The following is a 26185-nucleotide window of genomic DNA, read 5'->3' as shown; positions in this document are numbered from 1 at the left end:
TCAGGCATCCTTGGAAACGAGGGCAAGCAGTTCACTTTCGCTGAGCGCGGCCATCTGGCCTTCCAGCTCGAGCAGTTGTTCAGCGCTGAACTGCGCCAGTTGCAGGGTGTTGATCAGGTCGGCCAGGGCGGCGAGCGTGGGGTGCTCGAACACCTCGCGCAGCGGCACCTCGACACCGAAGGTTTGTCGAGCCTGCAGGGTCACCTGCACGGCCAGCAGCGAATGCCCGCCCAGCTCGAAGAAGTGGTCGTGGCGGCCAACGCGTTCCAGGCCCAGCAACTCGGCCCAGATGCGCGCCAGTTCGGTTTCGGTTTCACCTTGCGCAGCCTCGAACACGCGGCTGGAGAAGTCGTCGCTGCGCGGCGCCGGCAGGGCGTTGCGGTCCACCTTGCCGTTGGGGCTCAGCGGCAGGCGCTCCAGCACCACGAAGGCGGCTGGCACCATGTAGGCCGGCAGGTGTTCACCCAGGTACTCGCGCAGGGTCGCCGGTGCATCAGGCAGTTCCCCGGTGATGCTCAGGTAGGCCACCAGGCGCGGCACGCCAGGGGTGTCTTCCCGGGCGATCACCAGCGCCTCGCGCACGCCCGCTACGCTGAGCATCCGTGCCTCGATCTCGCCCGGCTCGATGCGCAGGCCGCGCAGCTTGATCTGCTGATCCAGGCGCCCGAGGAATTCCAGCGCGCCATCCGCGCGCTGGCGTACGCGGTCACCGGTGCGGTACATGCGCGCCTGCGCATCCTCCGAGAATGGGTCGTCCAGGAAGCGCTCGGCACTTAGCTCCGGCTGATCCAGGTAACCACGGGCCACGCCCGCGCCGCCCACGTAGAGTTCACCGGCCACCCCCTGGGGCACCGGGCGCCCCTGCGGATCGAGCACGTACAGGCGTGCATTGGGAATGCCACGACCAATCGGAACCGTGCCCTGTTCATCGGCGCCGCAGCGGTGCACGCTGGCCCACACGGTGGCTTCGGTAGGGCCGTATTCGTTGTACAGCGTCAGGGCCGGTTCCCGTGCCGCACAGGCCTGGGCCAGGTCGGCCGGGCAGGCCTCGCCGGCGACGATCATTTCGCGCAGGCTGCAGGCAGGCGACAGGCTGGCCAGCAACGGCCGCGCCAGTGACGGAACGCACAGCAGGGTGGTGATCGACTGGGCCTCGATCAGCTCGGCCAGGGCCAGCGGGTCACGGGCCTGCTCGGCCGAGGCGATGCACAGGGTGGCGCCGCTGCACAGGCTGCCGAAGATACCGGCCACCGAGCTGTCGAAGGCCACCGAAGAGAGCAGCAGGAAGCGCCGCTCGGCCGAGGTGCCATAGACCTGCAGGCGCGCCCGGGTGGAGGCCACCAGTTGGCGGTGCTCGATCATCACGCCCTTCGGTGTACCGGTGGAGCCCGAGGTGTAGATCACGTAAGCCAGGCTGGCGGAATTCAGCGCGCCGTTCTCAGGCGCGGCCGGCCCCTTTTTCGGGGCGCTGGCCAGGGCCTGTTCGAGCATCAGGTAGCGGCTGCCAGCGGGCAGGCTGCCCAGGGCTTCGCGGCCTGCGGCATCGGCCAGCACATGGCGTGGTCGCGCGTCTTCGACGATGGCGGTCAGGCGTGTCGAAGGGTAGGCCGGATCCAGCGGGACATAGGCCGCCCCTGCCTTGAGAATGCCCAGCAGGCCGACGATCATCATCGTGTCACGTGCCACGCACAGCGCCACCAGTTCACCGGGCAGCACGCCCTCGGCGATCAACTGACGGGCTAGCTGGTCGGCCTGAGCGTCGAGCTGCAGGTAGCTCAGGCAGTGCGTGCCCGCCTGCACGGCAATGGCCTGTGGCGTCTGGCGCACCTGCGCTTTGAACAGGTGCTGGATGCACGGGTCGCCGGGGAAAGCCAGCGGCTCGACGTTGCTGCAGGACAGTGCCTGTTCACGAATCTCGGCCGGCAGCACATCGAGCTCGCCCAGTGGCTGTTCAGGCTGGCTGGCCAGGGCCTGGCTGAGGGTCTGCAGAGCCTGCAGCATCATCTGCCCGACGCGCGCTGCCGACATGGCCGGCAGGCACTGCACGGTCAGGCTCAGGGCGTGACCATGGTCGTTGACCGACAGCGCCAGCGGGTAGTTGCTGCGCTCGGCACTGCCGAGGATGCGCAGGCCAGGCCATTGCAGTTGGCGATCATCACGCTGATGGCGGTAGTTGAGCAGGCTGGTGAACAGCGGCACGCCACTGGCCACGCCACTGCAACGCTGCGCCAGGGCCAACGGCGCCTGTTCGTGGGCCAGCAGTTCGATCAGATCCTGATGCGTCGCCAGTACTTGTGCTCGGGCAGCCTGGCCGGCCACCGACACGCGCACCGGCAAGGTGTTGATGAAGACCCCCAGGGCATGCTCGGCGCCCGCCGAACCTTGCAGGCGGCCGCTGACCACGGTGCCGAACACCACGTCGTCGAGGCCGGTGCAACGTGCCAGAACCTGCGCCCAGGCCACGTGGAACAGCGCCGCCGGGGTCACGCCCAGCGCCTGGGCCTGGCTGCGCAGGCGCTGGTTCAGCGCGTCGTTCAGCACCAGCTCGGCCTCTTCCAGCAGGCTGCCATCGCCCTGCACGTCGAACTCGTCGAACGGCGCCGTCGGCGTGTCGATATCGCTCAGGCGCGCGGTGAAATAGGCTTCATGGATTTCGGCCGGGGTGGCCAGGGCCTGGGCGATGAAGTCACGGAACGGCTGCGCGGGCGGCAGCGGCGCATCGGCCCGGTGCAGCAAGGTGTGGATCTCTTCCAGCACGGTTTCCAGGGTGACGTGGTCACTGGCCATGTGGTGGTTGAGCAAGGCCAGCAGCCAGCGCTCGCTGCCCGGCTGCTGGGCGATGCAGGCGCGCATCAGCGGGCCCTGGCGCAGATCCAGGCGAGTGCGCGCCGGCTCGGTGTGCGCCTTGAGTTGTTCCAGTGCATCGCCTTCGGCCTGCAGTTCCAGCAACTGCACCGGCAACCTGGCCTGACGCTGAACCACCTGCACGGCCTGCGGCAGACCTTCCCAGTGCACGCCGGTGCGCAGGATGTCATGGCGGTCGATGACCTGCTGCAGGGCCGCCAGGAAGGCGTCCAGTGCGGCGCGGTCATCGAATTCCAGCAGCGAACGCACCAGGTAGGCATCGCCCTGCTGGCCGAGCATGTGGTGGAACAGGATGCCTTGCTGCAGCGGCGCCAGCGGGTAGATGTCTTGGATGTTCGCCGCGCCACCCGCTACCGCCGTGCTCAACTGGTCGAGCTGCGCCTGGCTGAGATCCACCAGCGGCAGCATGTGCGGGGTGAGGGCGGTGCAGCCGGCCGGGATGGCGTTGGCCGGGGCACGGAAGTGCTGGCCATGGCTGTCGCTCAGCGCCTGGGCCAGGGCTTTGAGGGTCGGGGCGCTGAACAGCGTGCGTACGTCGACGTTCAGGCCTTGCCCGCGCAGCCGCTCGATCAGGCTCACGGCCATCATCGAATGCCCGCCGAGGGCGAAGAAGTTGTCGTGGCGACCCACCTGCGGCACGCCCAGCAGGGCCTGCCAGTGGCCGGCCAGCGCCTGTTCCAGCGGCCCTTGCGGGGCCTCGTAGGCACTGCTGGCCCAGGCCTTGGCGTCGGGCTCGGGCAGCGCGCGGCGGTCGAGCTTGCCATTGGGCGTCAGCGGCAGGGCTGGCAGGGTCACGAAGGCGGCCGGCAGCATGTGCGCCGGCAACTGGCTGGCCAGCGCTTCGCGCAGTTGCGCAGGCTCGCCCGGCTCACCACAGAGGTACGCCACCAACTGTTTGCCCTGGGCGCTGTCGCGGGCCACCAGCGCGGCTTCACGCACGCCGGGCAGGCTGGCGAGTGCCGCTTCGATCTCGCCCGGCTCGACGCGCAGGCCGCGAATCTTCAGTTGTTCATCGTTGCGGCCGAGGTAGTGCAGGGTGCCATCGGCCGCCCAGCGGCCCAGGTCACCGGTCTTGTACAAGCGACCCTGTGGCGTATCGATGAAACGCTCGGCGGTCAGGTCGGGGCGGTTGAGGTAACCGCGCGCCACACCGGCACCGCCAATGTGGATTTCTCCCGCCACACCAATCGGCAGCACCTGGCCGTGCGCGTCGAGTACATGCAGTTGCAGGTTGCGGATCGGCAGGCCAATCGGGATGGGCTGCTCACGGTAGTGTTCCAGATCGTCGTCGAGGCGATGCCAGGCCACCACATCGCTGCACTCGGTGGGGCCATAGCTGTTGATGAACTGTGGCCGCGGCTGGGCGAGCTTTTCCAGCACGCTCAACTGGATCGGCTCACCGCCCAGCACCACGCGCCTGAGGCCGGCCATGCGTTGCTCGGGGTCGGCTTCGACCAGCGCACGGAAGGCGCTGGGCGAAAGGTTCAGGTGGCTGATACCGGCGCTATGGATGTGCGCCACGATGGCCCTCGGGTCGAACGGCTCTGCGGCCAGATGCAGGGCGGCACCGACCATCAGTGGCGCGAGGATGTTCTTCTGGGTCAGGTCGAAGTTGTAGGAAGAGGCCAGCAGCACCGCGTCGCTGGCGTCCAGGGCCAGCTCCTGCAGGTACCAGTCGAGCAGGTTGCGTAGGCCACGGTGCTCGACCATCACGCCCTTGGGCTTGCCGGTGGAGCCGGAGGTGTAGATCACGTAGGCCAGTTGCTCGAAGCTCGGCGCAGGCGCCTGCGGATCCTGGCTGGCGGCCCGTTGCTGGTCGGCGCTGCCGAGCACCAGGGTCGGCAGACCGTCGGCGCCCGGCAGGCTCAGGCCGGCGTCGCAGACCAGCGCGCGGGGGGCGCTGTCGGCAAGCATGTAGGCCAGCCGCTCGGCGGGGTAGTTGGCATCCAGTGGCACGTAGGCGGCGCCGGCCTTGAGAATGCCCAGCAGGCCCGCGACCATCTGCGGGCTGCGGCTGGCGCACAGACCCACGGTGTCATCCGCGCCCACGCCCTGGTCAATCAGCCAGTGGGCGACCTGGTTGGCGTGGGCATTGAGTTGCGCATAGCTCCAGCGTTCGCTGGCGCTGGCCACCGCCAGGGCGTCGGGGGTGCGTGCCGCCTGGGCCTGGAACACCCGCTGCGGCAGGCGTTCGGCGCGCTCGTCCAGGGCCACCTGCGGGCCGCTGAAGGCCTTTTGCTGCTGCGCAGCTTGTGCCGGCGTCAGCAGCGGCAGCGCCGTCACGGGCTGCTCGGCGCCTGCCAGCATCGCGTCAAGCAGGCACAACAGGTGCTCGCGCCAGCGGGCGATGGTGCTTTCGTCGAACAGGTCGGTGGCGTACTCGAACTGGCCGCTGAAGGTCTGGCCGTCGTCGTTCAGCGCCAGGGTCAGGTCGAACTGGGTGGTGCTGGCCTCGGGCGTCAACGCTGTCAGCTCGACGCCCGGCAGGGCGATGGCCTGATCCTGCGGCGTATTGCCCAGCACCAGCATGGCCTGGAACAGCGGGCTGTGGCCCAGGCTGCGCTCCGGTTGCAGGGCTTCGACCACTTGCTCGAACGGCACCGCCTGGTGCTCGTAGGCCTGCAGGGTGGTGGCCTTGATATGCGCCAACAGCTCGTCGACGCGGCTGTGCGCGGACAGATCCAGGCGCAGGGCCAGGGTGTTGACGAAGAAGCCGATCAGCGCCTCGGTTTCCTGGCGGGTGCGGTTGGCGACGGGAGTGCCGACCACCACTTGCGCCTGGTTGCTCAGGCGCGAGAGGAGGATCGACCAGGCACCCAGCAGGGTCATGAAGGGGGTCAGGCCCTGTTGCTGGCTGAACTGGCGCAGGCGCTCGCTGAGTTCTGCGGGTAATTGCAGGGGCAGGGCGGCGCCACGGTAGCTCTGTTCAGCGGGGCGTGGGCGGTCGGCGGGCAGTTCCAGCAGCGCCGGGGCTCCGCTCAGGTGCTGCTGCCAGAACGCCAGTTGGCGTTGCAGGCGCTCACCCTGCAACTGCTGCTGTTGCCAGGCGGCGTAGTCGGCATATTGCAGCGCCAGCGGCGGCAGTGGATCCGGCTGGCCCCGGCAGAACGCGGCATACAGGCGATTGAACTCGCCGATCATCACCGCTACCGACCAGCCGTCGGAGACGATGTGGTGCTGGGTGACCAGCAGCAGGTGTTGGTCATCGGCGGTGCGCAGCAGGCGGCCACGTACCAGTGGACCATTGCTGAGGTCGAACGGCGTGCGCGCTTCCTCGGCCCGCTGCTGCTCGACGGCCTCTGCCGGCTGGCCGCGCAGGTCGTGCTCGACCAGGCTGAAGCCGCAGTCGGCTGGGGCGAACTGCACGCTGCCGGCCTGCGGGAAGCGGGCGCGCAGGCTTTCGTGGCGGGCGACGATGCGGTCCAGGGCTTGTTTGAGCGCGTCCACGTTCAACTCGCCACGCAGGTGCAGGGCGGCAGGCATGTGGTAGGCCTGGCTGGCTGCCGGGTCGAGCTGGTCGAGGAACCACAGGCGCTGCTGCGCCAGCGACAGCGGCACGGGTTTATGCCGAGAAACCGGCTCGATGGCCTGGAGTTCGGTCGGTTTGGCCTGCTCCACGTAGGCGGCCAGCTCACGCAGCGAATGCTGGGCGAACAGGGTCTGCAGGTCGAGCTGCACGCCCAGCTCCTGCAGCAGGCGGGCCTGCAATTGCACGGTGAGCAGCGAATGGCCACCCAGGGCCAGGAAGCCGTCGTCACGGCCGACTCGTTCGCCCCCCAGCAGGGCTTGCCAGATCTGCGCGATGGCCTGTTCGGTCTCGCCTTGCGGTGCCTCGTAGGCCTGGCTGGCCAGGGCGTCGGCGCCAGGGGCAGGCAGGGCGCGGCGGTCGAGCTTGCCGTTGGCGGTCAGTGGCAACTGCTCCAGCACCACATAGGCGCTGGGCACCATATACTCCGGCAGGCGTTCGAGCAGTGCTGCGCGCAATTGCGCAGCGTCCGGCGGCGTACCGCACAGGTAGGCCACCAGGCGGGTGCCGGCGTCGTCGCCATGGCTGTCATTGCGGGCGATCACCGCCGCTTCGCGCACGCCGTCGCAGGCCAGCAGGGCGCTTTCGATCTCGCCCAGCTCGATACGGAAGCCGCGGATCTTCACCTGGAAGTCGTTGCGGCCCAGGTACTCCAGGGTGCCGTCGGCGCGCCAGCGGCCCAGGTCGCCGGTCTTGTACAGGCGGCCCTGTGGCGTATCGATAAAGCGCTCGGCGGTCAGTTCCGGGCGGTTGAGGTAACCGCGTGCCACACCGGCACCGCCGATGTGCAGTTCGCCGGCCACGCCGATCGGTGCCGGCTGGCCCAGGGCGTCGAGCACGTAGAGCTGCACATTGGCCAGCGGGCGACCGATGCTGGGTTGTTCGCCGAGGTCGGCGACCCGGCCCTGGCTGGCGTCCACGGTGCCTTCGGTCGGCCCGTACATGTTGTAGAAGTGGATGCTCGGGCAGGCGCGCAGGCGTGCCCAGGTCGCGGCGTTGATCGGCTCGCCACCCAGCAGCACGCTGCGCGGCTTGTAGCGTTCACGCTCCAGCAGCCCGGCGGCGAGCAGGCCGTCGAGTTGCGAAGGGGTGGAGTCGAACGCCTGGATCTGCTCGGCTTCGAGGAAGTCCAGCAGTTCCTGGCCACTGGCACGCAGGTGCTGCGGCACGATCACCAGGCAGTGGCCGGCGCCGAGTTGGCAGATGCCCTTGAGCGACATGTCGAAGTAGAAGCCGGCGTTCAGGGCTACCCGCGCTTGCGCGCTGCAATGGCTGTGGGTGGTGCGCGCCAGCACCTGGCTGAAGTTGAACAGCGAGCGGTGCTCGACCATCACGCCCTTGGCCTGGCCGGTGGAACCGGAGGTGTAGATCACGTAAGCCAGGTGTTCAGGGGTGAGGCTCGGCACGTGCGGGTTGCTGTCGTAGCCGGAGTCATCGGCAGCGGCCAGGGATTCGGCGCTGTCCAGCGCCAGGCGCGGCACGCTGACTGGCGGCAGCGTCAGGGCGGCCTGGGCCAGCACGGCGCACGGCTGGCTGTCGGCGAGCAGGAAGGCCATGCGCTCGGCGGGGTTGGCCGGGTCCAGGGGTACATAGGCGGCACCGGCCTTGAGCACGGCGAGCACGCCGACGATCATCTCCAGGCTGCGCTCGGCGCACAGCGCCACGCGGTCGTCGGGCTGCACACCGAGGGCCAGCAGTTGACGAGCCAGGTGATTGGCGCGGCGGTTGAGCTGCTGGTAGCTGAGCTGTTGCTGCTCATGAACCAGCGCCGTGGCGTCGGGCTGTTGCCCGGCCTGTTGCTCGAACTGCACATGCAGCGGGCGCACAGCGCCGAAATCCTCGGCGCTGTGGTTGAAGCCGTGCAGCAGTTGCTCGCGCTCGGCGTCGGGCAGCACCTCCAGGGTCTGGGCCGGGCGTACCGGGTCGTGCTGCAGGGCGTCGACCAGGGAAGACACGGCCTGCTCCAGGTACTGGGCGACCCGCGCCGGGTCGATGCCCGCCACGGCCTGGGCACTGATGGAGAAGCCCAGCCCCTCGTCACCCACCGCGACTTCGATCGGATAGTTGGTGCGTGCTTCGTTGCTGTGTACCTGCACGCCGTCCCAGGTCAGAACCGCGCCATCGTTGGCCAGCGAACCACCTTCGGTCTGGTGGCGATAGTTGAGCAGGGTGGTGAACAGCGGCAGCGGGGCGGCGACCGCACTGCAGCGCTGTGCCTGGGTCAACGGCGCCTGTTCATGGCGCAGCAGTTCGGCCAGGTCGGCGGCGGTGTCTGCGAGCAGCGCCTGGCTGCTGCGGCCTTGCAAGGCCACCCGCACCGGCAGGGTGTTGATGAACACGCCCAGGGCACGACCGGCCCCCAGCGAACCCTGCGAGCGGCCGGCCAGCACGGTGCCGAACACCACGTCCGACTGCCCGGTGCAGCGCGCCAGTACCTGGGCCCAGGCGACATGGAAGAGTACCGCCGGAGTCACCTGGGCCTGGCGCGCGCAGTTGCGCAGGCGCTCGGCCAGCGCGTTCGGCAGGCGCCGGTGCGCTTCGTGCACGCTGGCCGCATCGCCCTGTACGTCGAGCTGGCCGAATGGCGCGGTGGGTGTGTCGATATCGGCCAGGCGGCGCTGGAAATACTCGGTGTGGCTGTCAGCCGGCAGGTTTTGCAGGTGGGCGATGAACTCACGGTACGGCACCGGCGCCGGCAGGGCGCTGGCCTGGCCCTGCATCAGCGCCTGGACTTCTTCCAGGACGATGGTCAGCGAAACGTGGTCGCTGATCAGGTGGTGGTCAAGCAGTGCCAGCCAGCAACGCCCGCTGTCGGCTTCTTCGGCGCTCCAGGCGTGCATCAGCGGCGCCTGGTTGAGGTTCAGGCGCAGGCTGCGTGGGTCGCTGGCCTGTTCCAGGGCCTGGCGAGCGCTCAGACCACCCAGGTCGGCCAAGGGGGTGACCGGCAGGCTGGCCTGACGCTGCACGACTTGCAGCGGCTGGGCCTGGCCGGCCCAGTGCACTGCGGTACGCAGCACATCGTGGCGGTCGATGACCTCTTGCAGCGCGTCAGTGAAGGCCTGCAGATGCGCGCGGCTGTCGAATTCGATCATCGAGCGCACCAGGTAGGCATCACCCTGGTGCCCCAGCAGATGGTGGAACAGCATGCCTTGCTGCAAGGGTGCCAGCGGGTAGATGTCCTGCACGTTGGCGGTGCCACCGGGCACGTCGGCCAGCAGCCTGTCCAGGTGTTCCTGGCTGATCTGCACCAGCGGCAGCATGTCAGGGGTCAGCTCGGTGCAACCGGCGGCAATGCCGTTGGCCGGGGCGCTGAAGGCGGTTTGCGGTGCGCGGTTGATGCTCTGCGCCATTTCCCACAGGGTCGGGGTGCTGAACACGGTGCGCACGCTGGTGTGCAGGCCCTGTTCGCGCAGCCGGTCGATCAGGCTCACCGCCAGCAGCGAGTGGCCGCCCAACTCGAAGAAACGGTCGTGGCGGCCGACCTGCTCGACGCCCAGCAGGTCCTGCCACAGCTGGGCCAGGCGTTGCTCGAGGGCGCCGCGCGGCGCCTCGTAGGCGCGGTTGGCAAAGGCGTCCTGGCCGGGGGCGGGCAGGGCCTTGCGATCCAGCTTGCCGTTGGGGGTCAACGGTAGGGTTTCCAGGCGCACCCAGGCGCTGGGCAGCATGTATTCGGGCAGCGACGCCAGCAGGTGTTCACGCAGTTGCTCGACGGCCACCGGCTCACCGCACAGGTAGGCAATCAGGCGCTGGCCGCCGGTTTCCGCCGGCCTGGCCACGACCACCGCTTCGCGCACGCCGGGGTAGCTGGCGAGCACGCTCTCGATTTCGCCCAGCTCGACTCGGAAGCCGCGGATCTTCACCTGGTCGTCATTGCGCCCCAGGTAGTGCAGGGTGCCGTCGGCGCACCAGCGGCCCTGGTCGCCGGTCTTGTACAGGCGTGCATCGGCAGCGGTGCTGAACGGATCCGAGATGAAACGTTCGGCGCTGAGTTCAGCACGGTTCAGATAACCGCGGGCCACGCCCACGCCACCGATATGGATTTCCCCGACCGCACCCAGCGGCGCCAGTTGCCCGGCGGCATCCAGCACATGCAGCTGGGTGTTGCGCAGCGGCTCGCCGATGCTGCGGAAATCGTCGCGGGCGCTGCGGATCAGGCGCACCGAGGCATTCACCGTGGCTTCGGTCGGGCCATAGGCATTGAACAATTGCGGGCGATGGCCGCTGCGCTGGAACCACTGCGCCACGGCCTGTTTGCTCACCGCCTCGCCGCCGATCATCAGTTGGCGGAGGCAGCTCGGCATGGGCACGTGGCTATCGCGGGCCAGTTGCTGCCAGAACACCGTGGGCAGGTTGGCCACGCTGATCGCATGCTGTTCGCACAGGCTGGCGAACGCCGCGCTGCCGGCGATCCAGGCATCGCTGCGCAACACCAGGGTGGCGCCGCTGAACAGCGCACCGAAGATCTCTTCCACCGACATGTCGAAGGCCAGGCTGGCGAATTGCAGCACGCGGTCCTGTGGGTTCAGGCCATAGCGTTCCTGCAGCGCGGCGATCTGGTTGCACAGCGAACGATGTTCGATCATCACGCCCTTGGGCTTGCCGGTGGAGCCGGAGGTGTAGATGACGTAGGCCAGGTGGCGGCTGGTCAGCCCTTCGACCTGCGGGTCATGGCTGTCGCCCTGGTCACAGCTTTCCAGGGTCAGTTGAGCAAGCGCTTGTGTTGGCAGGCGCTGGGCCAGTGCCGCCTGGGTCAGCAATACCTTCGGTGCGCTGTCGTCGAGCATGTGCTGCAGGCGCTCGCCGGGGTAGTTGGGATCCAGCGGCACATAGGCGCCACCGGCCTTGAGGATGCCCAGCACGCCGACGATCATCGCCGGGCTGCGCTCGGCGAGCAGCGCCACGCGGTCATCCGGGCGAACCCCCAGGGCAATCAGGCGGTGCGCCACGCGGTTGGCGCGGGCATTGAGCTCGGCATAGCTGAGCGCCTGGCCCTCGGCCTCCAGGGCGATGGCCTGCGGGCGTGCCTGCACTTGTGCCTCGAAGGCCTGCTGTGCGCATTGGCTTTCGTCGAATGCGATGGCGGGTGGATTGAGGTGGTTGAGGAGCTGGCGGCGCTGGGCGTCGCTCAGCAGCGGCAGGGTCGCCAGCGGCTGCTCGGCCCTGGCCAGCATGGCATCGAGCAGGCACAGCAGGTGCTCGCGCCAGCGGGCGATGGTGCTTTCGTCGAACAGGTCGGTGGCGTACTCGAACTGGCCGCTGAAGGTCTGGCCGTCGTCGTTCAACGCCAGGGTCAGGTCGAACTGGGTGGTGCTGGCCTCGGGCGTCAGCGCGGTCAGCTCGACACCCGGCAGGGCGATGGCCTGATCCTGCGGCGTATTGCCCAGCACCAGCATGGCCTGGAACAGCGGGCTGTGGCCCAGGCTGCGCTCCGGTTGCAAGGCTTCGACCACTTGCTCGAACGGCACCGCCTGGTGCTCGTAGGCCTGCAGGGTGGTGGCCTTGATATGCGCCAGCAGCTCGTCGATGCGGTTGTGGGCGGACAGATCCAGGCGCAGGGCCAGGGTGTTGACGAAGAAGCCGATCAGCGCCTCGGTTTCCTGGCGGGTACGGTTGGCAACGGGGGTGCCGACCACCACTTGCGCCTGATTGCTCAGGCGCGATAGCAGGATCGACCAGGCACCCAGCAGGGTCATGAAGGGGGTCAGGCCCTGTTGCTGGCTGAACTGGCGCAGGCGCTGGCTCAGCTCGCTCGGCAACTGTACGGCCAGGGCGGCGCCCCGGTAGCTCTGTTCAGCGGGGCGTGGGCGGTCGGCAGGCAGTTCCAGCAGCGCCGGGGCGCCGCTCAGGTGCTGCTGCCAGAACGCCAGTTGGCGTTGCAGGCGCTCACCCTGTAGCTGCTGCTGTTGCCAGGCGGCGTAGTCGGCGTATTGCAGCGCCAGCGGTGGCAGTGGATCCGGCTGGCCCTGGCAGAAGGCAGCGTAGAGGCGGTTGAACTCGCCGATCATCACCGCCACCGACCAGCCATCGGAGACGATGTGGTGCTGGGTGACCAGCAGCAGGTGCTCGTCATCGGCGGTGCGCAGCAGGCGGCCACGTACCAGTGGCCCATTGCTGAGGTCGAACGGCGTGCGCGCTTCCTCGGCCCGCTGCTGCTCGACGGCCTCTGCCGGCTGGCCGCGCAGGTCGTGCTCGACCAGGCTGAAGCCGCAGTCGGCCGGGGCGAACTGCACGCTGCCGGCCTGCGGGAAGCGAGCGCGCAGGCTTTCGTGGCGGGCGACGATGCGATCCAGCGCCTGCTTGAGCGCGGCGACGTTCAACTCGCCACGCAGGTGCAGGGCGGCAGGCATGTGGTAGGCCAGGCTGGCCGCCGGGTCGAGCTGGTCGAGGAACCACAGGCGCTGCTGCGCCAGCGACAGCGGCACGGGCTGTTCGCGAGAGATGGGCGCAATGGCCTGGCTGTCGCAAGCCGAGGTCTTGGCCTCCTGCTGAGCCACGCACTCGGCCAGCTCACGCAGCGAACGCTGGGCGAACAGGGTTTGCAGGTCGAGCTGCACGCCCAGCTCCTGCAGCAGGCGGGCCTGCAATTGCACGGTGAGCAGCGAATGGCCACCCAGGGCCAGAAAACCGTCGTCACGGCCGACCTGTTCGACACCCAGCAGGGCTTGCCAGATTTGCGCAATAGCCTGTTCGGTTTCGCCTTCTGGCGCACTGTAGGCCTGGCTGGCCAGGGCGTCGGCACCCGGGGCAGGCAGGGCGCGGCGGTCGAGCTTGCCGTTGCTGTTCAGCGGCAACTGCTCCAGCACCACGAACGCGCTGGGCACCATGTACTCCGGCAGGCGGTCGAGCAACGCGGTACGCAACTGCGCGGCGTCCGGCGGGGTGCCGCACAGGTAGGCCACCAGGCGGGTGGCGTCACTGTCGCCTGTGTCGTTACGGGCGATCACCACCGCTTCGCGCACGCCGTCGCAGGCCAGCAGGGCACTTTCGATCTCGCCCAGCTCGATACGGAAGCCGCGGATCTTCACCTGGAAGTCGTTGCGCCCCAGGTACTCCAGGGTGCCGTCGGCGCGCCAGCGGCCCAGGTCGCCGGTCTTGTACAGGCGGCCCAACGGGGTGTGGATGAAGCGCTCGGCGGTCAGCTCAGGGCGGTTGAAGTAACCCCGCGCCACACCGATACCGCCGATATGCAGTTCACCGGCCACGCCAATCGGCAGGGGCTGGTGCAGCGCATCGAGCACGAACATCTGAATATTGTTGATCGGGCGACCGATGGGCACGCTGTCGCCCGCGTCGTCCGCACGGCACTGCCAGGCGGTGACGTCGATGGCCGCTTCGGTGGGGCCATACAGGTTGTGCAGCTCCACGCCGGCCAGACGGCTCTCGAAACGCTGCTGCAGGGCGCGGGGCAAGGCCTCGCCACTGCACAGCACGCGGCGCAAGGCCGGGAAGTGCAGGGCGCCAGGCTGCTTCAGGAAGACCTCGAGCATCGAGGGTACGAAGTGCAGCATGGTCACTCCGGCCTGGTTCAGCAGTTCGGCCAGGTATTCGGGCTGCTGGTGGCCGCCGGGACGCACCAGAACCAGCTCGGCACCAGCCAGCAAGGGCAGGAAGAATTCCCACACCGAGACGTCGAAGCCGAACGGGGTTTTCTGCAGGATCCGGTCGCTGGCCTCCACGCCGTGGTAATCACGCGCCCAGAGCAGGCGATTGACCACCCCGGCGTGCTCGTTCATCACGCCTTTGGGCAGGCCGGTGGAGCCGGAGGTGTACAGCACATAGGCGAGGTGCTGCGGGGTCAGGCCGGCCACGCTGGGGTTGCTGTCAGGCTGGCTGGTCAGATCCAGCGTGTCGATCAGCAGCAGCGGAGCGCTGCTGGCGGGCAGCCCATCGGCCAGGGCCTGTGTGCTGAGCAACGCCATGGGTGCGCTGTCATCGAGCATGTAGGCCTGGCGCTGGGCCGGCAGGGACGGGTCGATGGGCACGTAGGCCGCGCCGGCCTTGAGCGTGGCCAATAGCGCCACCACCAGTTGCGGGCCGCGCTCCAGGCATACCGCGACCCGCGCATCGGGGCCGGCGCCCAGCTCGATCAGGCGATGCGCCAGGCGGTTGGCCTGGCGGTTGAGGGCGTCATAACTGAGCAACGGGCCGCTGTCGCCGCGCAGCGCACAGGCCTGCGGTTGCTGCACGACCTGCGCTTCGAACAGGCCGTGAACCAGCAGGTGCTCAGGGTACGGCTGCGGCGCGGGGTTGAAGTCTTCCAGCACGCGACGCTGCTCGGCCGCACTCATCAGCGGGAAGCGCGCCACGGGGGTTTCGGCATGTTCCAGCACGGCTTCGAGCATCGCCACGATGCGCTGCTGGAAGTGCCGGGCCTGTTCGCTGCTGAAGTAGGCGGTGTTGAAGTTGAAGTCCAGGTGCACGTCGTCGAAGGGGTGGTAGTCACGGACGAAGATGGCCATGGGCGTCTGTTCATAGCCGTTGTCCATGGTGATGACCCGCGACGCCGTGCCGCCAAACTGGTCGTCGCCGTCGAGGCTTTCGAACGACAGCGAAACATCGAACAACTGGCGTCGGCCCAGCCGGGCCAGGCCCAGCAAGCGGTTCAGGTCGGCGATGGGGAAACGCTGGTGGCGGTAGCAGCGACGCAACTGGGCGTTGGCCGCCTGCATCAGCTCCAGCAGCGATGCCTCTGGCTGCACCGCCAGGCGGATGGGGCTGACCGACGAGAACATCCCGGAGGTGGCCTTGGCCTTGGCGGTGGTGCGGTTATGTACCGGCATGCCGATCACCAGGTCATCGACGCCCTCGGTGCGACTGAAGTAGATCGCCACCACGCTGATCAGCACGTGGGCCAGCGACAGCTTGTGCTCACCGGCGAACTGCCCCAGGGCGTTGTACAACGCGCGCGGCAGCATGCACTGCACCTGTTCGCTCGGCGCGAGTTGCCCGGCCTGGGTACTGGCGCGGTAATCGGCGCGGCGTTGCAGCAAGGCCGGCGGCAGCTCGGCGAAGGTGTCCTGCCAGAATTGCCGGTCGCGCTCGTAGCGGCTCGATTGCAGGTAGGCCTGGTCGTCGGCGACGAAATCCAGGTAGGAATGCCCGTCGGGAACCTCTTCGCTGCCGGCCAGCAGGGCGTTGTAGGCCGTGCCCACTGCGTGGCCGAGCAGGGCCACGCCGATACCGTCGGTGACCAGGTGGTGATAGCGCGCCAGCCAGTAATGGCGATTCGGCCCGCAGCGCACCAGCTGGGCTTCCCATAGCTGCCCGGTGAGGCTTGCGAAGGGCTGGCGAAACGCTTCACGCAGATAGGCCATGGCCACGCCGGCGTCGTCATCGGCCTCGCTGAAGTCCACCACCTTGAGCTTGACCTTGACCTCGGGCAGTACGCACTGACGGCCCAGACCGCCTTCCTGGCTGAAGCTCAGGCGCAGCGTGTCGTGGCGGTTGGCGACCATTTCCAGGGCTTTCTCGAACAGCACGACATCGATCTTGCCGCGGATCTCCAGCGACATGCCGATGTTGTAGTAAGGCAAGCCGGGATGGGCGATCTGATCGAGCCAGATGCCTTGCTGCACGGAGGCCAGCGGATGAAAAGTGGTGTCGTGCGTGCGCGGGGTATCGGTCATCTCAAAGCACCTGCGTAGGCTCAAAGGCGGGGAGGTTGACGGGGGCAACCCCCTTCTTCAGTGGCTGAAAAAGCTAGAGCATCCGCCTGGCCGTGGCTGTCACGGAAAGCGGGGACAACCGCCATCCATGCCGGGGAGAAGCCGGGGCGGGCTGTTATACCTAGGGCCTCGTTCAGAGCCATCACGAGGCGAACATGTCACTGTCCCAATCGCTCGCGCAGCCGGCGAACAAGTTCTGGAGCCTGTCGCGCTTTCCTAACTACGCCCGCTGCGGCGCGGTGGACGAAGTCGACGCGCTGAGCATCAGCCGCGCCGACTTCACCCATCACTTCGTGAACCGCAACCGTCCGTGCCTGGTGCGCAATGCGGTGCGCCACTGGCCGGCGTTCGAGCGCTGGCAGGCGCTGGACTACCTGGCCCGGCATTCGCACAACAAACCGGTGGTGGTGCGCTCGCAGGTGGTGCCCGAGGTGATCGGCTGGGCCCGGCCAGAGGTCAAGGCGGAACTCACGGCCTACGCCAACAGCGTGTACCGCGACATGCCCTTTCATGAGTTTCTTGACGGCCTGAGGGTCGGCAGCGGGCCATGGGTCGCAGATAGCTGCCGCTTCAGCGAAGGCTCGGCCATCGAGCCGATGCAGCAGGATGTGGGCGGGCTGCCGTTCATGCCGACCCTGGGCAAGTCGCTGGCCTACCCGGCGCACCGCAGCTTTCTGTATCGCGACTCGTACACCGACTGGCATTTCCACGTCACCGACGAGACCTTCATGGCCCAGGTGGTGGGCACCAAGGAGGTGCTGATCCTGCCGCCTGACGAAGCGGCCTGGCGCGCCTTGCGTCCGGTGATCGAAGACACCGGGCGGCTGTACGACATCGACACCGAGCGCTTCCCTGGTACCCAGGCCCTGCAACCGCTGCGCGCCGTGGTGGAGCCGGGCGATGCGCTGTATATCCCGGTGTACTGGTGGCATGCCGTGCAGTCGCTGGACGAAGCCTACGGCGCCACGGTGGCGGCGACCTTCCGTACCCCCTTGCACGTCAGCGGCGACATCCGTTCGCCGATCGCCCGCCGGGTACTGCGTACCTATCTGTTCTCGCGTTACGCGCCGCTGGTGGCCGCTGCGGTGGGCTACTCGATGGCCTGGCGCCTGGCTGCCGGCTTCAGACGGATGGCGGCATGAGCGGGCGCTTCGACCTGGGGCGGGGGTTCTACTGGCTGTGGAGCGGCGAATCGCTGGCAGTGGTGGGCACTGCACTGATGGAATTCGCCCTGGGCGTCTGGATCTACAACCACACCGGTTCCACCGTGGCCTTCGCCAACGCGGTGCTGGCCGCGACCCTGCCGGCCGTGCTGTTCCTGCCGCTGGCCGGCGGGTTGGCCGACCGCTTCAGTCATCGGGCGATCATCCTGTGCTGCGACCTGACCCTGGCCACGCTGTTGCTCGGCCTGATGGCGCTGTTGTGGGCCGATCGTCTACAACCTCTGCACCTGTATGCCTTCAATGCCCTGGCGTCGGTGGTCAGCGCCTTTCGCAAGCCGGCCTACCAGGCGGCAGTCAGCCTGCTGGTAAAACCCGGCAAGTTCACCAAAGCCTCGGGCCTGAGCAGCCTGAGCAAGAACACCTCGGCCTTGGTAGCGCCCCTGTTGGCCGGGGCGATCATGGCGCATTCGGGGCTGGTGACCATCCTGATGGTCGACCTGATCGCCTACTGCGCCGGCTCGTTGCTGGTGATCAAGGCGTTCTCCGGTATGCGCCGGGTCGTGGTCGACAAGGGCCGAGCGGAAACGACGACCGACAGCGCTCAGGGGCATGTGCGCCTGGCACTGAGGTTTCTGGCCAGTCGCCGGACCTTGCTGGGTTTGCTGGTCTACACCATGGCACGCGGCGCCGTGCTGGCGGTGGCCACCTTGATGATGACGCCCTTGCTGCTTTCGACCCACGGCAGCCAGGTGCTGGGTATGGCCTACACCTGGGCGGCGCTGGGAGGCCTGGCCGCTGCCGGTGTGCTGATCCTGCTGGGTGAGCCGCGCAACCTGCTGGTCAGCGCCACCCTGGCCGACGCGGTGCTGGCTGCCTGTGTCATCGGCCTGGGCTGGGTCGCCCAGCCGTGGGCCTATTACCCGCTGGTGTTCATCGCCATCTGTATGGCCGGCATCGCCGATGCCTGCGTGAACGCCCTGTGGATGCGCAACCTGGGCGCCGCCAGCCGTGCCAGCGTGTTCGCCCTGATCAGCATGCTGACCATCACCACGACCAGCGTACTGACACTGCTGGCCGGTTTCGCCGTCGACCATTGGCTGCAACCGGCCATGCAGCCCGGCGGGGCCTATGCGGCCGCGCTGGGCCCCTGGCTGGGCACGGGAACAGGACGCGGTGTGGGCCTGCTGCTGGCAAGCCTGGGCGCGCTGCTGGGGCTGTTCGTGCTGGTTCTGCTGGCGTCGGGTGCCATGCGCCGGCTCGGCCGGACTGTACCGGTTTCACATGACAGACAGCCCGAGGCCGGGCAGTCACCCTTGACCCGCTCGAACGCTGAGCATGCTCACTGAGAAGGAGACCCCCGATGCGCCCCTCGTTTTATGACACCAGCCGCTTTCCGCACCTGCAGCGCCTGGCCAACAACTGGGAAGTGATACGCCAGGAATTCCTCGCCCTCGACGCCCCCACGCTGACCATCAACCGGGTCGGCAAGTCCATCACCGAAATCGTCGACGAGGTCGACCAGCACATGCAGGCCGGCGGTGAATACGGTTGGCTGTGGGGCTGGGGCGACAACATGCAGCCCATGCCCGAATGGACCCAGTACGGTCTGGTGGCCTACGACACCCCCATTCCCCACGCCCGCGCAGCGATGCCGCGTACCCTCGACCTGCTGGCCCAGGTGCCTGGCATCAAACTGTGCGCGCTGCTGCGCATGGAGCCCAATGTGTTCCTCGGCACCCATGCGCACACCGGCACCTGGGAAGAGGGGCTGCTGCACATGCAACTGACCGTCGATGCACCACTGGAGCAGAACTACGCCTATCTGAACGTGAACGGCAGTTTCAACCAGAGCACCAACGGCAACCTGGTGATCTTCGACGGCTCGCTGGATCATTTCGCCGTGAACGCCTCGCGAGGCCACCGCACCGTGCTGTACATGGAGTTCTATCGCGAACTGCACATGGCTGCCTGAACCAGGCCCTGTCAACCGCGCCGGACAGCGTCGGCACTGTTCGGAGCGGATGGCAGGGCGCTTTACACCGCCCCAGGAACAGACTCGCGCGCGGCGCTGGCGTTGTCGAAATCGAACGCCTTGACCACCCGTGCCAGGGTCTTGCAATTCTCCGCTTCATCGAAATGCGTGTAGGTGTAATCCAGTGCCTGGCATAGCTGGGTGCTGAGCAGGCATTCGTCTTCGCTCAGCGCCTGCGCCAGGCCATGCACGTAGTACACCGGGCGCACACCCACCCGCACCAGTACGGAGTTCAGCGCGCGCTCGGTGGCACGCACGCTGTGGCTGGCTTCCTCGGGGGCCGGTTCACCTTCACGGGCCAGGAAACTCAGGCATATCGGCGCTGGCAACTGCTCGGCCAGGTGCCGGTAGCGACTGACGGTTTCACATAAGCGCAGGGCAACATCTTGGGTTTGGGACATGGGCTGAACTCCGGACGGTCACGCTGCGCACGTGGGGGGCAGCGTTATGGCATCAATGGATCAGGTGGCTTCGACTGCAGGCCAACGGATGGGTGCGCCTTGGGAATCGCAGGTTTGCCAGTTGATCATCGTTGAGCCCAGGTGTCTGACACCTGAAGCCGGGACAGAAAAGCTGGTGAGCGGCGCCGAGGTTGTCCCGGTTTCTGGTGACAGACGCGTTTCGGGGCGGCAGGTCTAATTTCCTCCATGCCCGCATTCACGTATCGCCTCGACCCTCTCAAACGCCTGCCGTTACTGGCCTGGGCCTGCACTGCGCTTGCCTTGAGCGGCTGCATGCTGGGCCCGGACTACCAGCGTCCGCAGGTCCCGCTCGACCCGCAATGGCACGCGCCGTTGCCGCATGGCGGCACGGTCAGTGGGCTGCAGCAGTGGTGGCAGCAGTTCAACGATCCGGCGCTGACCCAGCTATTGCGCATGGCCGAGGCCGACAGCCCGAGCATGGATCAGGCCTGGGCCAATATCGCCCAGGCGCGGGCCACGCTGGGCAGCCTTGAGGCCGATGCCTGGCCCCAGGCCAACGGTCAATACCAGGTAGGCCGTGGCAGCCGGCGCCAGGGCGAGCAGAAGGTCGGTGGTTCAGGCTATGCCAAGACCCTCGATGCTAGCTGGGAGCTGGACCTGTTCGGCAAGCTGCGGCGCAACAACGAGGCCGGCCAGGCACGCCTGGAGGCGCGGGTCGACGACTGGCACGACGCACGCGTGTCGCTGGCCGCGCAGGTGGCCAATGACTACGTGCAATACCGCGGCTGCCAGTTGCTCAGCCAGCGCTACGCGGATCAACTGCGCTCGCAGCAGGCCACTGCCGAGGCCACCCGGCAGTCCCTGCAGGCCGGGTTGATTTCCAGCGCCGACGCCGCATTGGCCGACGCCAGTGCCGCCAGCAGCCAGTCGGCGTTGATCGAGCAGCAGTCGCAGTGCCAACTGCTGGTCAAGAGTCTGGTCGCCCTGACCGGCGGCGATGAACCGCGTGTGCTCAGCGTGCTCGACTCGGTGCCGGCGCGCCTGCCGCAGCCCGCGCAGCTACAGGTCACGCAGATCCCGGCGGATCTGATCCGGCAACGTCCCGACATTGCTTCACGCGAGCGGGAAATGGCCGCCGCCAATGCCGAAATCGGCGTCGCCAAGGCCGACCGCCTGCCCAGCCTGAGCCTGGTGGGCACGTTCACCTCCGGCGCGCAGATCGGCCAGGTCAACCGTAGCTGGACCCTGGGGCCGAGCATCTCGCTACCGCTGCTTGACGGGGGCCGCCGCCTGGCCACCCAGCGCGGCGCCGAGGCGGCCTATGCCGCGGCGGTGGCGGCCTATCGGCAAACCCTGCGCAGCGGGGTAATGGAAGTGGAACAGGCATTGGTAAGGCTGGACGCCAGCAGCCGTCGCGAAGCCTCGGCCGAGCGGGCCAGCGCGGGTTACCAGGCCTCCTTCGAGGCCATCGACCGCAACTGGCAGGCTGGCAATGCCAGCCTGCTGGATCGCGAGACGGCGCGTCGCCAGGCGCTGCAAGCCGACATCCAGCTCATCACCCTGCAGCAGAACCAGGTGCGTGACTGGATCGATCTGTACAAAGCCCTGGGCGGCGGTTGGCAGCCCGATGCTCCGCTGGCCCGCCAGCCGTCTTCGTTGCCGGGAGGTGGCAGATGAAGCCCTGGATGCGCAACACCTTGCTGGCCGCTGCCGGCATTGGCGGGATGGCGCTGCTGCTGAGCCGTTGCGCACCGCCGCCGGAAAACGGCGCACCGAGCGAAGCGGTCAGCAGCCTGAGCGTGGAAGTGGTCAAGCCCCGGCTGCAGCAGTGGCCTGGTGTATTACAGGCCAGCGGCGCACTGGCGGCCTGGCAGGAGGCGGTGATCGACGCCGAAACCAGTGGCTTGCGTATTGCCAGCCTGAACGCCGATGTCGGCAGCCAGGTGAAGAAAGGCCAGGTTCTGGCGACCCTGGCGGCGGAAACCGTCCAGGCCCAGGAACAGAAACAGCTAGCCGCCGTGGCTCAGGCGCGCGCCAACCTGGAACAGGCCCGTTCCAACGACCGCCGCGCGCAGGTCGTGGGGCAGGGCGGCTCGCTGTCCGACCAGCAGCGCGAGCAGTACCGCATCCAGGTGGCGGTGGCCAAGGCCGAACTGGCCAGCGCCGAAGCCGATTTGCGGGCGACCCGCATCAATCTAGGCCAGACCCGGATCCTGGCGGTCGACGACGGGGTCATTTCGTCACGTACGGCGATGCTCGGCAAGGTGCTGGCCGCTGGCGACGAACTGTTTCGCATGATCCGCGGCAACCGCATCGAGTGGCAGGCCGAGCTGGACGCCCGGCAATTGCCGCAGGTTCAGGTAGGGCAGGTTGCCCGGGTGCAGTTGCCCGATGGTCGCCAAGTCACCGGCCAGGTGCGCCTGGTGTCACCCTCGCTTGATGCCAAGACCAGCCGTGCGCTGGTCTATGTGGCACTGCCGGTCGGCAGCCCGGCCCAGGCCGGCATGTATGCCAGTGGCCAGATCGAGCTGCCGGCCCGTGATGCGCTGACCCTGCCGGATTCGGCGGTGGTGCTGCGCGACGGGCGTTCGTATGTGTTCACCGTCGATGCCGACCAGCACGTCAGGCAACGGCTGGTGACCCTGGGGCGGCGTCAGCAGCAGGCCGTCGAAGTGCTCAGCGGCCTGGATGCGGAGACCCCGGTAGTGCGCAGCGGCGGTGCGTTCCTGGCCGATGGCGCCAAGGTCAGCGTGGTACCTGGCGCAGGCGACACACCATGAACCTTTCAGCCTGGTCGATTCGCTACCCGGTACCCGGTGTGTTGCTGTTCATCGTGCTGACGCTGTTCGGCTGGCTGGGCTTCGAGCGCCTGCCCATCCAGGACTTCCCGGACATGGATCTGCCGGTGGTGAACATCACCGCTTCCCTGGAAGGTGCCGCCCCCGAACAGCTGGAAACCGAGGTGGCGCGCAAGCTGGAGGATCGCCTGACCTCGCTGCGCCTGCTCAAGCACGTGAATACGGTGATCACCGACGGCGCGGTGACCATCAGCGTCAGCTTTGAAATCGACAAGGACGGCGACGAAGCGCTGATGGAGGTGCGCAACGCCGTCGACAGCGCCATGCCGGAGCTACCGGCCAACCTCGACACGCCGTCGGTGTCGCGCCTGACTACCAGTGCTGCGCCATTGCTCAGCTACGTGGTCGAGGCGCCGGGGATGGACGAGGAGGCGTTGTCGTGGTTCGTCGATAACGACCTGGCGAAAAAGCTCCTGAGCGTTCCCGGCATCGCCCAGATCGCGCGCAGCGGCGGTGTCGATCGTGAGATTCAGGTGGACCTTGACCCGGCGCTGATGGCCGGGCTGGGCGTCAGTGTGGCCGAGGTCGACGCCCAGCTCAGGGCCGTGCAGAAGGACAACTCGGGTGGCCAGGGCAACCTGGGCAGCGGTCAGCAGGCGGTACGCACCCTGGGTGCAATCGACGATCCAGCGGTACTGGGCAGGTTGGCGATTCCCAGCGCGGACGGGCGGCTGTTACCACTGAGCCAGCTTGGCACTGTCCGCGACGGCCACGCCGAACGCAGCAGCCTGGCCTTTCATGACGGCAAGCCGGTGATCGGCGTGCAACTGACCCGCTCGCTGGGGTTTTCCGACGTGGAGGTGGCGCAGGGCGCACGCGAGGCGATGGCCAGCTTCCAGGCCCAGCACCCGCAGGTGAAGATCACCGAAGTCAGCGATACGGTGCGGCCGATCCTGGCCAACTACCACGACTCGATGCACCTTCTGTATGAGGGCATGCTGCTGGCGGTGCTGGTGGTCGGGCTGTTCCTGCGCGACTGGCGCGCCACGCTGATCGTCGCCACGGCGTTGCCGTTGTCGATCCTGCCGACCTTCGGGGTGATGTACCTGGCGGGCTTCACGCTCAATACCATCTCGCTGCTGGCCCTGGCGCTGGTGATCGGGGTGCTGGTGGACGATGCCATCGTCGAGATCGAAAACATTGCCCGCCACCTGCGCGGTGGCACGCCGCCGGCCCGCGCCGCCAGCGAAGCCGCCGGGGAAATCGGCCTGGCGGTGCTGGCCACGACCTTCACCCTGGTGGCGGTGTTCCTGCCTACCGCCTTCATGGGCGGCGTCGTGGGCAAGCTGTTCCGCCAGTTCGGCGTGACCGCTTCGGTGGCGCTGCTGTTTTCGCTGCTGGTGGCGCGGGTGCTGACGCCGATGATGGCCGCCTATTTCCTCAAGGCTCGCCATGAGCCCGAGCGCGACAGCGCGCTGATGCAGCGCTACCTGGGCTGGATTCACCTGACGCTGACGCGGCGCCGCGCCACCTTCCTGGCCGTCACCCTGTTCTTCATCGGCACCCTGGGGTTGATCCCCTGGCTGTCCACCAGCTTTCTGCCCGCGCAGGACAGTGGCACCAGCAAGGTAATGCTGGAGATGCCGCCGGGTACCACGCTGGAGCAGACTGCGCAGATCACCCGGCAGGCGGATCAGCGCCTGCGGGAAATTCCTGAAGTGGCGCATGTGTTCGCGGTGGTCGGTTCGGCAAAAAGCTCCGCTGCAGGCGCGGCAGGCATCATCGGCGCCGGCGATGCGGTGCTGACCGTCGAGCTGGTGCCCCGCGACCAGCGTTCGGTCAGGCAGAGCGCGGTGGAAGCGAAGATGCGCCAGGCCCTGCGCAGCCTGCCGGGGGTGCGCGTCGACGTCGGTGGTGACAGCAGCGGCGAAAAGCTCAGCATCGTGCTGGCCAGTGACGACGGCGATCTGCTGGAGCGCACCGCACAGGCGCTGGAGCCGCAATTGCGGCAGATTCCCGGCATCGGCACGGTGTCCTCCAGCAGCGCCCTGCAACGCCCGGAGATCCAGATGCACCCGGATCCGGCGCGTGCTGCCGCCCTCGGCATCACCAGCCAGGCCATTGCCGATACCCTGCGTATGGCCACCTACGGGCAGTACAGCTCGCAACTGGGCAAGATCAACCTTTCACAGCGCCAGGTGGATGTGCGGGTGCGCATGGATCCGGCGGTGCGTCACGACCTGGGCCTGATCGGCCAGTTGCGGGTAGCCGGCCATGACGGCCAGGTGGCGCTCGCCTCGCTGGGCGAGCTGAGCATGGGCAGTGGCCCGGCACAGATCACCCGTCTGGATCGTTTGCGCAACATCACCCTGTCGATCGAACTCAATGGTCGTAACCTCGGTGACGTGATGGCCGAGGCGCAGCAGTTGCCGGCCATGCAGCATCTGCCTGAGCAGGTGAAGATCGTCGAGCAGGGCGAGCTGCAACTGATGACCGAGCTGTTCGCCAGCTTCGGCCTGGCGATGGCCATCGGCGTGCTGTGCGTGTATGCCGTGCTGGTGCTGCTGTTCCACGACTTCATGCAGCCGGCCACCATTCTCTCGGCGTTGCCGCTGTCGCTGGGCGGCGCGCTGCTGGCGCTGATCCTGTGCGGCATGAGCTTCTCGCTGCCGTCGGTGATCGGGTTCCTGATGCTGATGGGCATCGTGACCAAGAACTCCATCCTGCTGGTGGAGTACGCCATCGTCGCGCGCCGTGAACTGGGCATGAGCCGTTACGACGCGCTGATCGATGCCTGCCACAAGCGCGCGCGGCCGATCATCATGACCACCCTGGCCATGGGTGGCGGCATGCTGCCCACCGCCCTGGGCTTCGGCGAAGACCCGGCGTTCCGCCAGCCGATGGCGGTGATCGTGATGGGCGGCCTGCTGGCCTCGACCGTGCTGAGCCTGCTGGTGGTGCCGGTGATCTTTACCTGGGTGGACGACGTGCTGCAGTGCCTGAAGCGGAGGCTGGGCATGGGGTGAGGTCTGCATGCGCCGCCGTCCGGTCAGGGCCTGAACTGCCCGGTGGCTTCAGCCGCGCAAGGGCCAGGACATTCGCGATCTGCTGTGAACATCAGGCAGTCTCGCAGCTAAAGTTGCCTACCTAGCCTATTCAGGGGGAATGCCTGGTTGATACCGGACTGGCAAGTTTATGTGAGTGTGCTTTCGTTCTCGGTGTAAAGCTACTTATCGCGTTCTGCTGATATCTCCCGTTTCGCCCCCCGGCGACCTTCTTTTGTCAAACGCCACAAAAGAAGGCAAAAAGGCCAGGCCCCGCCATCCGGCCCCGGCTGCGCCGGGGTTCGTTCGCTCCATCGCTGCTCCGAGGGTCGGCTTACAAGGGCCATCCCTGGCCCTTTAAGCCTCTCGCGGCATCCATGCCGCTCGCCCCTCTGCGCAACGATTCCACTCACCCTTCTGAAGGGGGCCATTCGCGCGCCTGAAACTATCGGTTTAACTCGACGGGTCTGTCGTTCGCTGTCGCTCTTGCCAGAGCACTTCTAGCTACACCTGAGTTACCGGAAGTTCAGGCGCGTGCAGAGCCCGCCCAGGAGGGCGAACGGAATCGTCGTGGAAGAGGTTGAGCGGCATGGATGCCGCGAGAGCCGCGATGGGCCAAGGATGGCCCACCGCGGCGGGCCTCTGGAGCGACGATGGAGTGAGCGAACCC

Annotated in this window: 8 protein-coding genes; 6 read left to right on the top strand and 2 right to left on the bottom strand. The window is 67.6% G+C overall.

Features of this window, described 5'->3' with window-relative positions:
* Complete coding sequence (locus OU800_RS12580) at positions 1–16017, bottom strand: non-ribosomal peptide synthetase (RefSeq protein ID WP_268177615.1); 16017 nt, start codon at positions 16015–16017, stop codon at positions 1–3.
* A 194-nt stretch (positions 16018–16211) separates the two neighbouring features.
* Between OU800_RS12580 and OU800_RS12575 the strand changes: the two genes are divergently transcribed.
* From OU800_RS12575 to OU800_RS12565, 3 genes are read left to right on the top strand one after another with little or no spacing between them, the layout of a single operon-like run.
* Positions 16212–17198, top strand: coding sequence for a cupin-like domain-containing protein (locus tag OU800_RS12575; protein WP_268177614.1), 987 nt, complete (start codon positions 16212–16214; stop codon positions 17196–17198).
* Complete coding sequence (locus OU800_RS12570) at positions 17195–18565, top strand: MFS transporter (RefSeq protein WP_268177613.1); 1371 nt, start codon at positions 17195–17197, stop codon at positions 18563–18565. Before OU800_RS12575 ends, OU800_RS12570 begins: the two co-directional genes overlap by 4 nt.
* A 14-nt stretch (positions 18566–18579) precedes the next feature.
* Positions 18580–19191, top strand: coding sequence for an aspartyl/asparaginyl beta-hydroxylase domain-containing protein (locus OU800_RS12565; protein WP_268177612.1), 612 nt, complete (start codon positions 18580–18582; stop codon positions 19189–19191).
* 62 nt (positions 19192–19253) lie between these two features.
* Here the strand turns inward: OU800_RS12565 and OU800_RS12560 are convergent, their stop codons facing one another.
* Positions 19254–19652: a hypothetical protein gene (locus OU800_RS12560; protein ID WP_268177611.1), complete on the bottom strand. Its 399-nt coding sequence runs from the start codon at positions 19650–19652 to the stop codon at positions 19254–19256.
* A 246-nt stretch (positions 19653–19898) separates the two neighbouring features.
* On the opposite strand from OU800_RS12560, the gene OU800_RS12555 reads away from it, so the two are divergent.
* Genes OU800_RS12555 through OU800_RS12545 form a run of 3 tightly spaced genes read left to right on the top strand, consistent with a single transcriptional unit; the run spans position 19899 to position 25497 of the window.
* Positions 19899–21350 (top strand): efflux transporter outer membrane subunit, encoded by a 1452-nt coding sequence (locus tag OU800_RS12555; RefSeq protein ID WP_268177609.1) that lies wholly within the window; start codon positions 19899–19901, stop codon positions 21348–21350.
* On the top strand, positions 21347–22453 hold the full coding sequence (locus OU800_RS12550) for an efflux RND transporter periplasmic adaptor subunit (RefSeq protein ID WP_268177608.1): 1107 nt from the start codon (positions 21347–21349) through the stop codon (positions 22451–22453). Before OU800_RS12555 ends, OU800_RS12550 begins: the two co-directional genes overlap by 4 nt.
* Positions 22450–25497 (top strand): efflux RND transporter permease subunit, encoded by a 3048-nt coding sequence (locus tag OU800_RS12545; protein WP_268177607.1) that lies wholly within the window; start codon positions 22450–22452, stop codon positions 25495–25497. Before OU800_RS12550 ends, OU800_RS12545 begins: the two co-directional genes overlap by 4 nt.
* The last annotated feature ends 688 nt before the right edge of the window (positions 25498–26185 follow it).

Origin of the sequence: Pseudomonas sp. GOM7, assembly GCF_026723825.1 — a bacterium.
Lineage (GTDB): Bacteria > Pseudomonadota > Gammaproteobacteria > Pseudomonadales > Pseudomonadaceae > Aquipseudomonas.
The sequence above is the reverse complement of the archived record's forward strand: the minus strand, read 5'-3'. Positions and strand labels throughout refer to the sequence as shown.

Excerpts from the sequence above, each read along its gene's own strand:
- OU800_RS12580 (WP_268177615.1), bottom strand. The coding sequence starts at position 16,017 with ATGACCGATACCCCGCGCACGCACGACACCACTTTTCATCCGCTGGCC.
- OU800_RS12575 (WP_268177614.1), top strand. The coding sequence starts at position 16,212 with ATGTCACTGTCCCAATCGCTCGCGCAGCCGGCGAACAAGTTCTGGAGC.
- OU800_RS12570 (WP_268177613.1), top strand. The coding sequence starts at position 17,195 with ATGAGCGGGCGCTTCGACCTGGGGCGGGGGTTCTACTGGCTGTGGAGC.
- OU800_RS12565 (WP_268177612.1), top strand. The coding sequence starts at position 18,580 with ATGCGCCCCTCGTTTTATGACACCAGCCGCTTTCCGCACCTGCAGCGC.
- OU800_RS12560 (WP_268177611.1), bottom strand. The coding sequence starts at position 19,652 with ATGTCCCAAACCCAAGATGTTGCCCTGCGCTTATGTGAAACCGTCAGT.
- OU800_RS12555 (WP_268177609.1), top strand. The coding sequence starts at position 19,899 with ATGCCCGCATTCACGTATCGCCTCGACCCTCTCAAACGCCTGCCGTTA.
- OU800_RS12550 (WP_268177608.1), top strand. The coding sequence starts at position 21,347 with ATGAAGCCCTGGATGCGCAACACCTTGCTGGCCGCTGCCGGCATTGGC.
- OU800_RS12545 (WP_268177607.1), top strand. The coding sequence starts at position 22,450 with ATGAACCTTTCAGCCTGGTCGATTCGCTACCCGGTACCCGGTGTGTTG.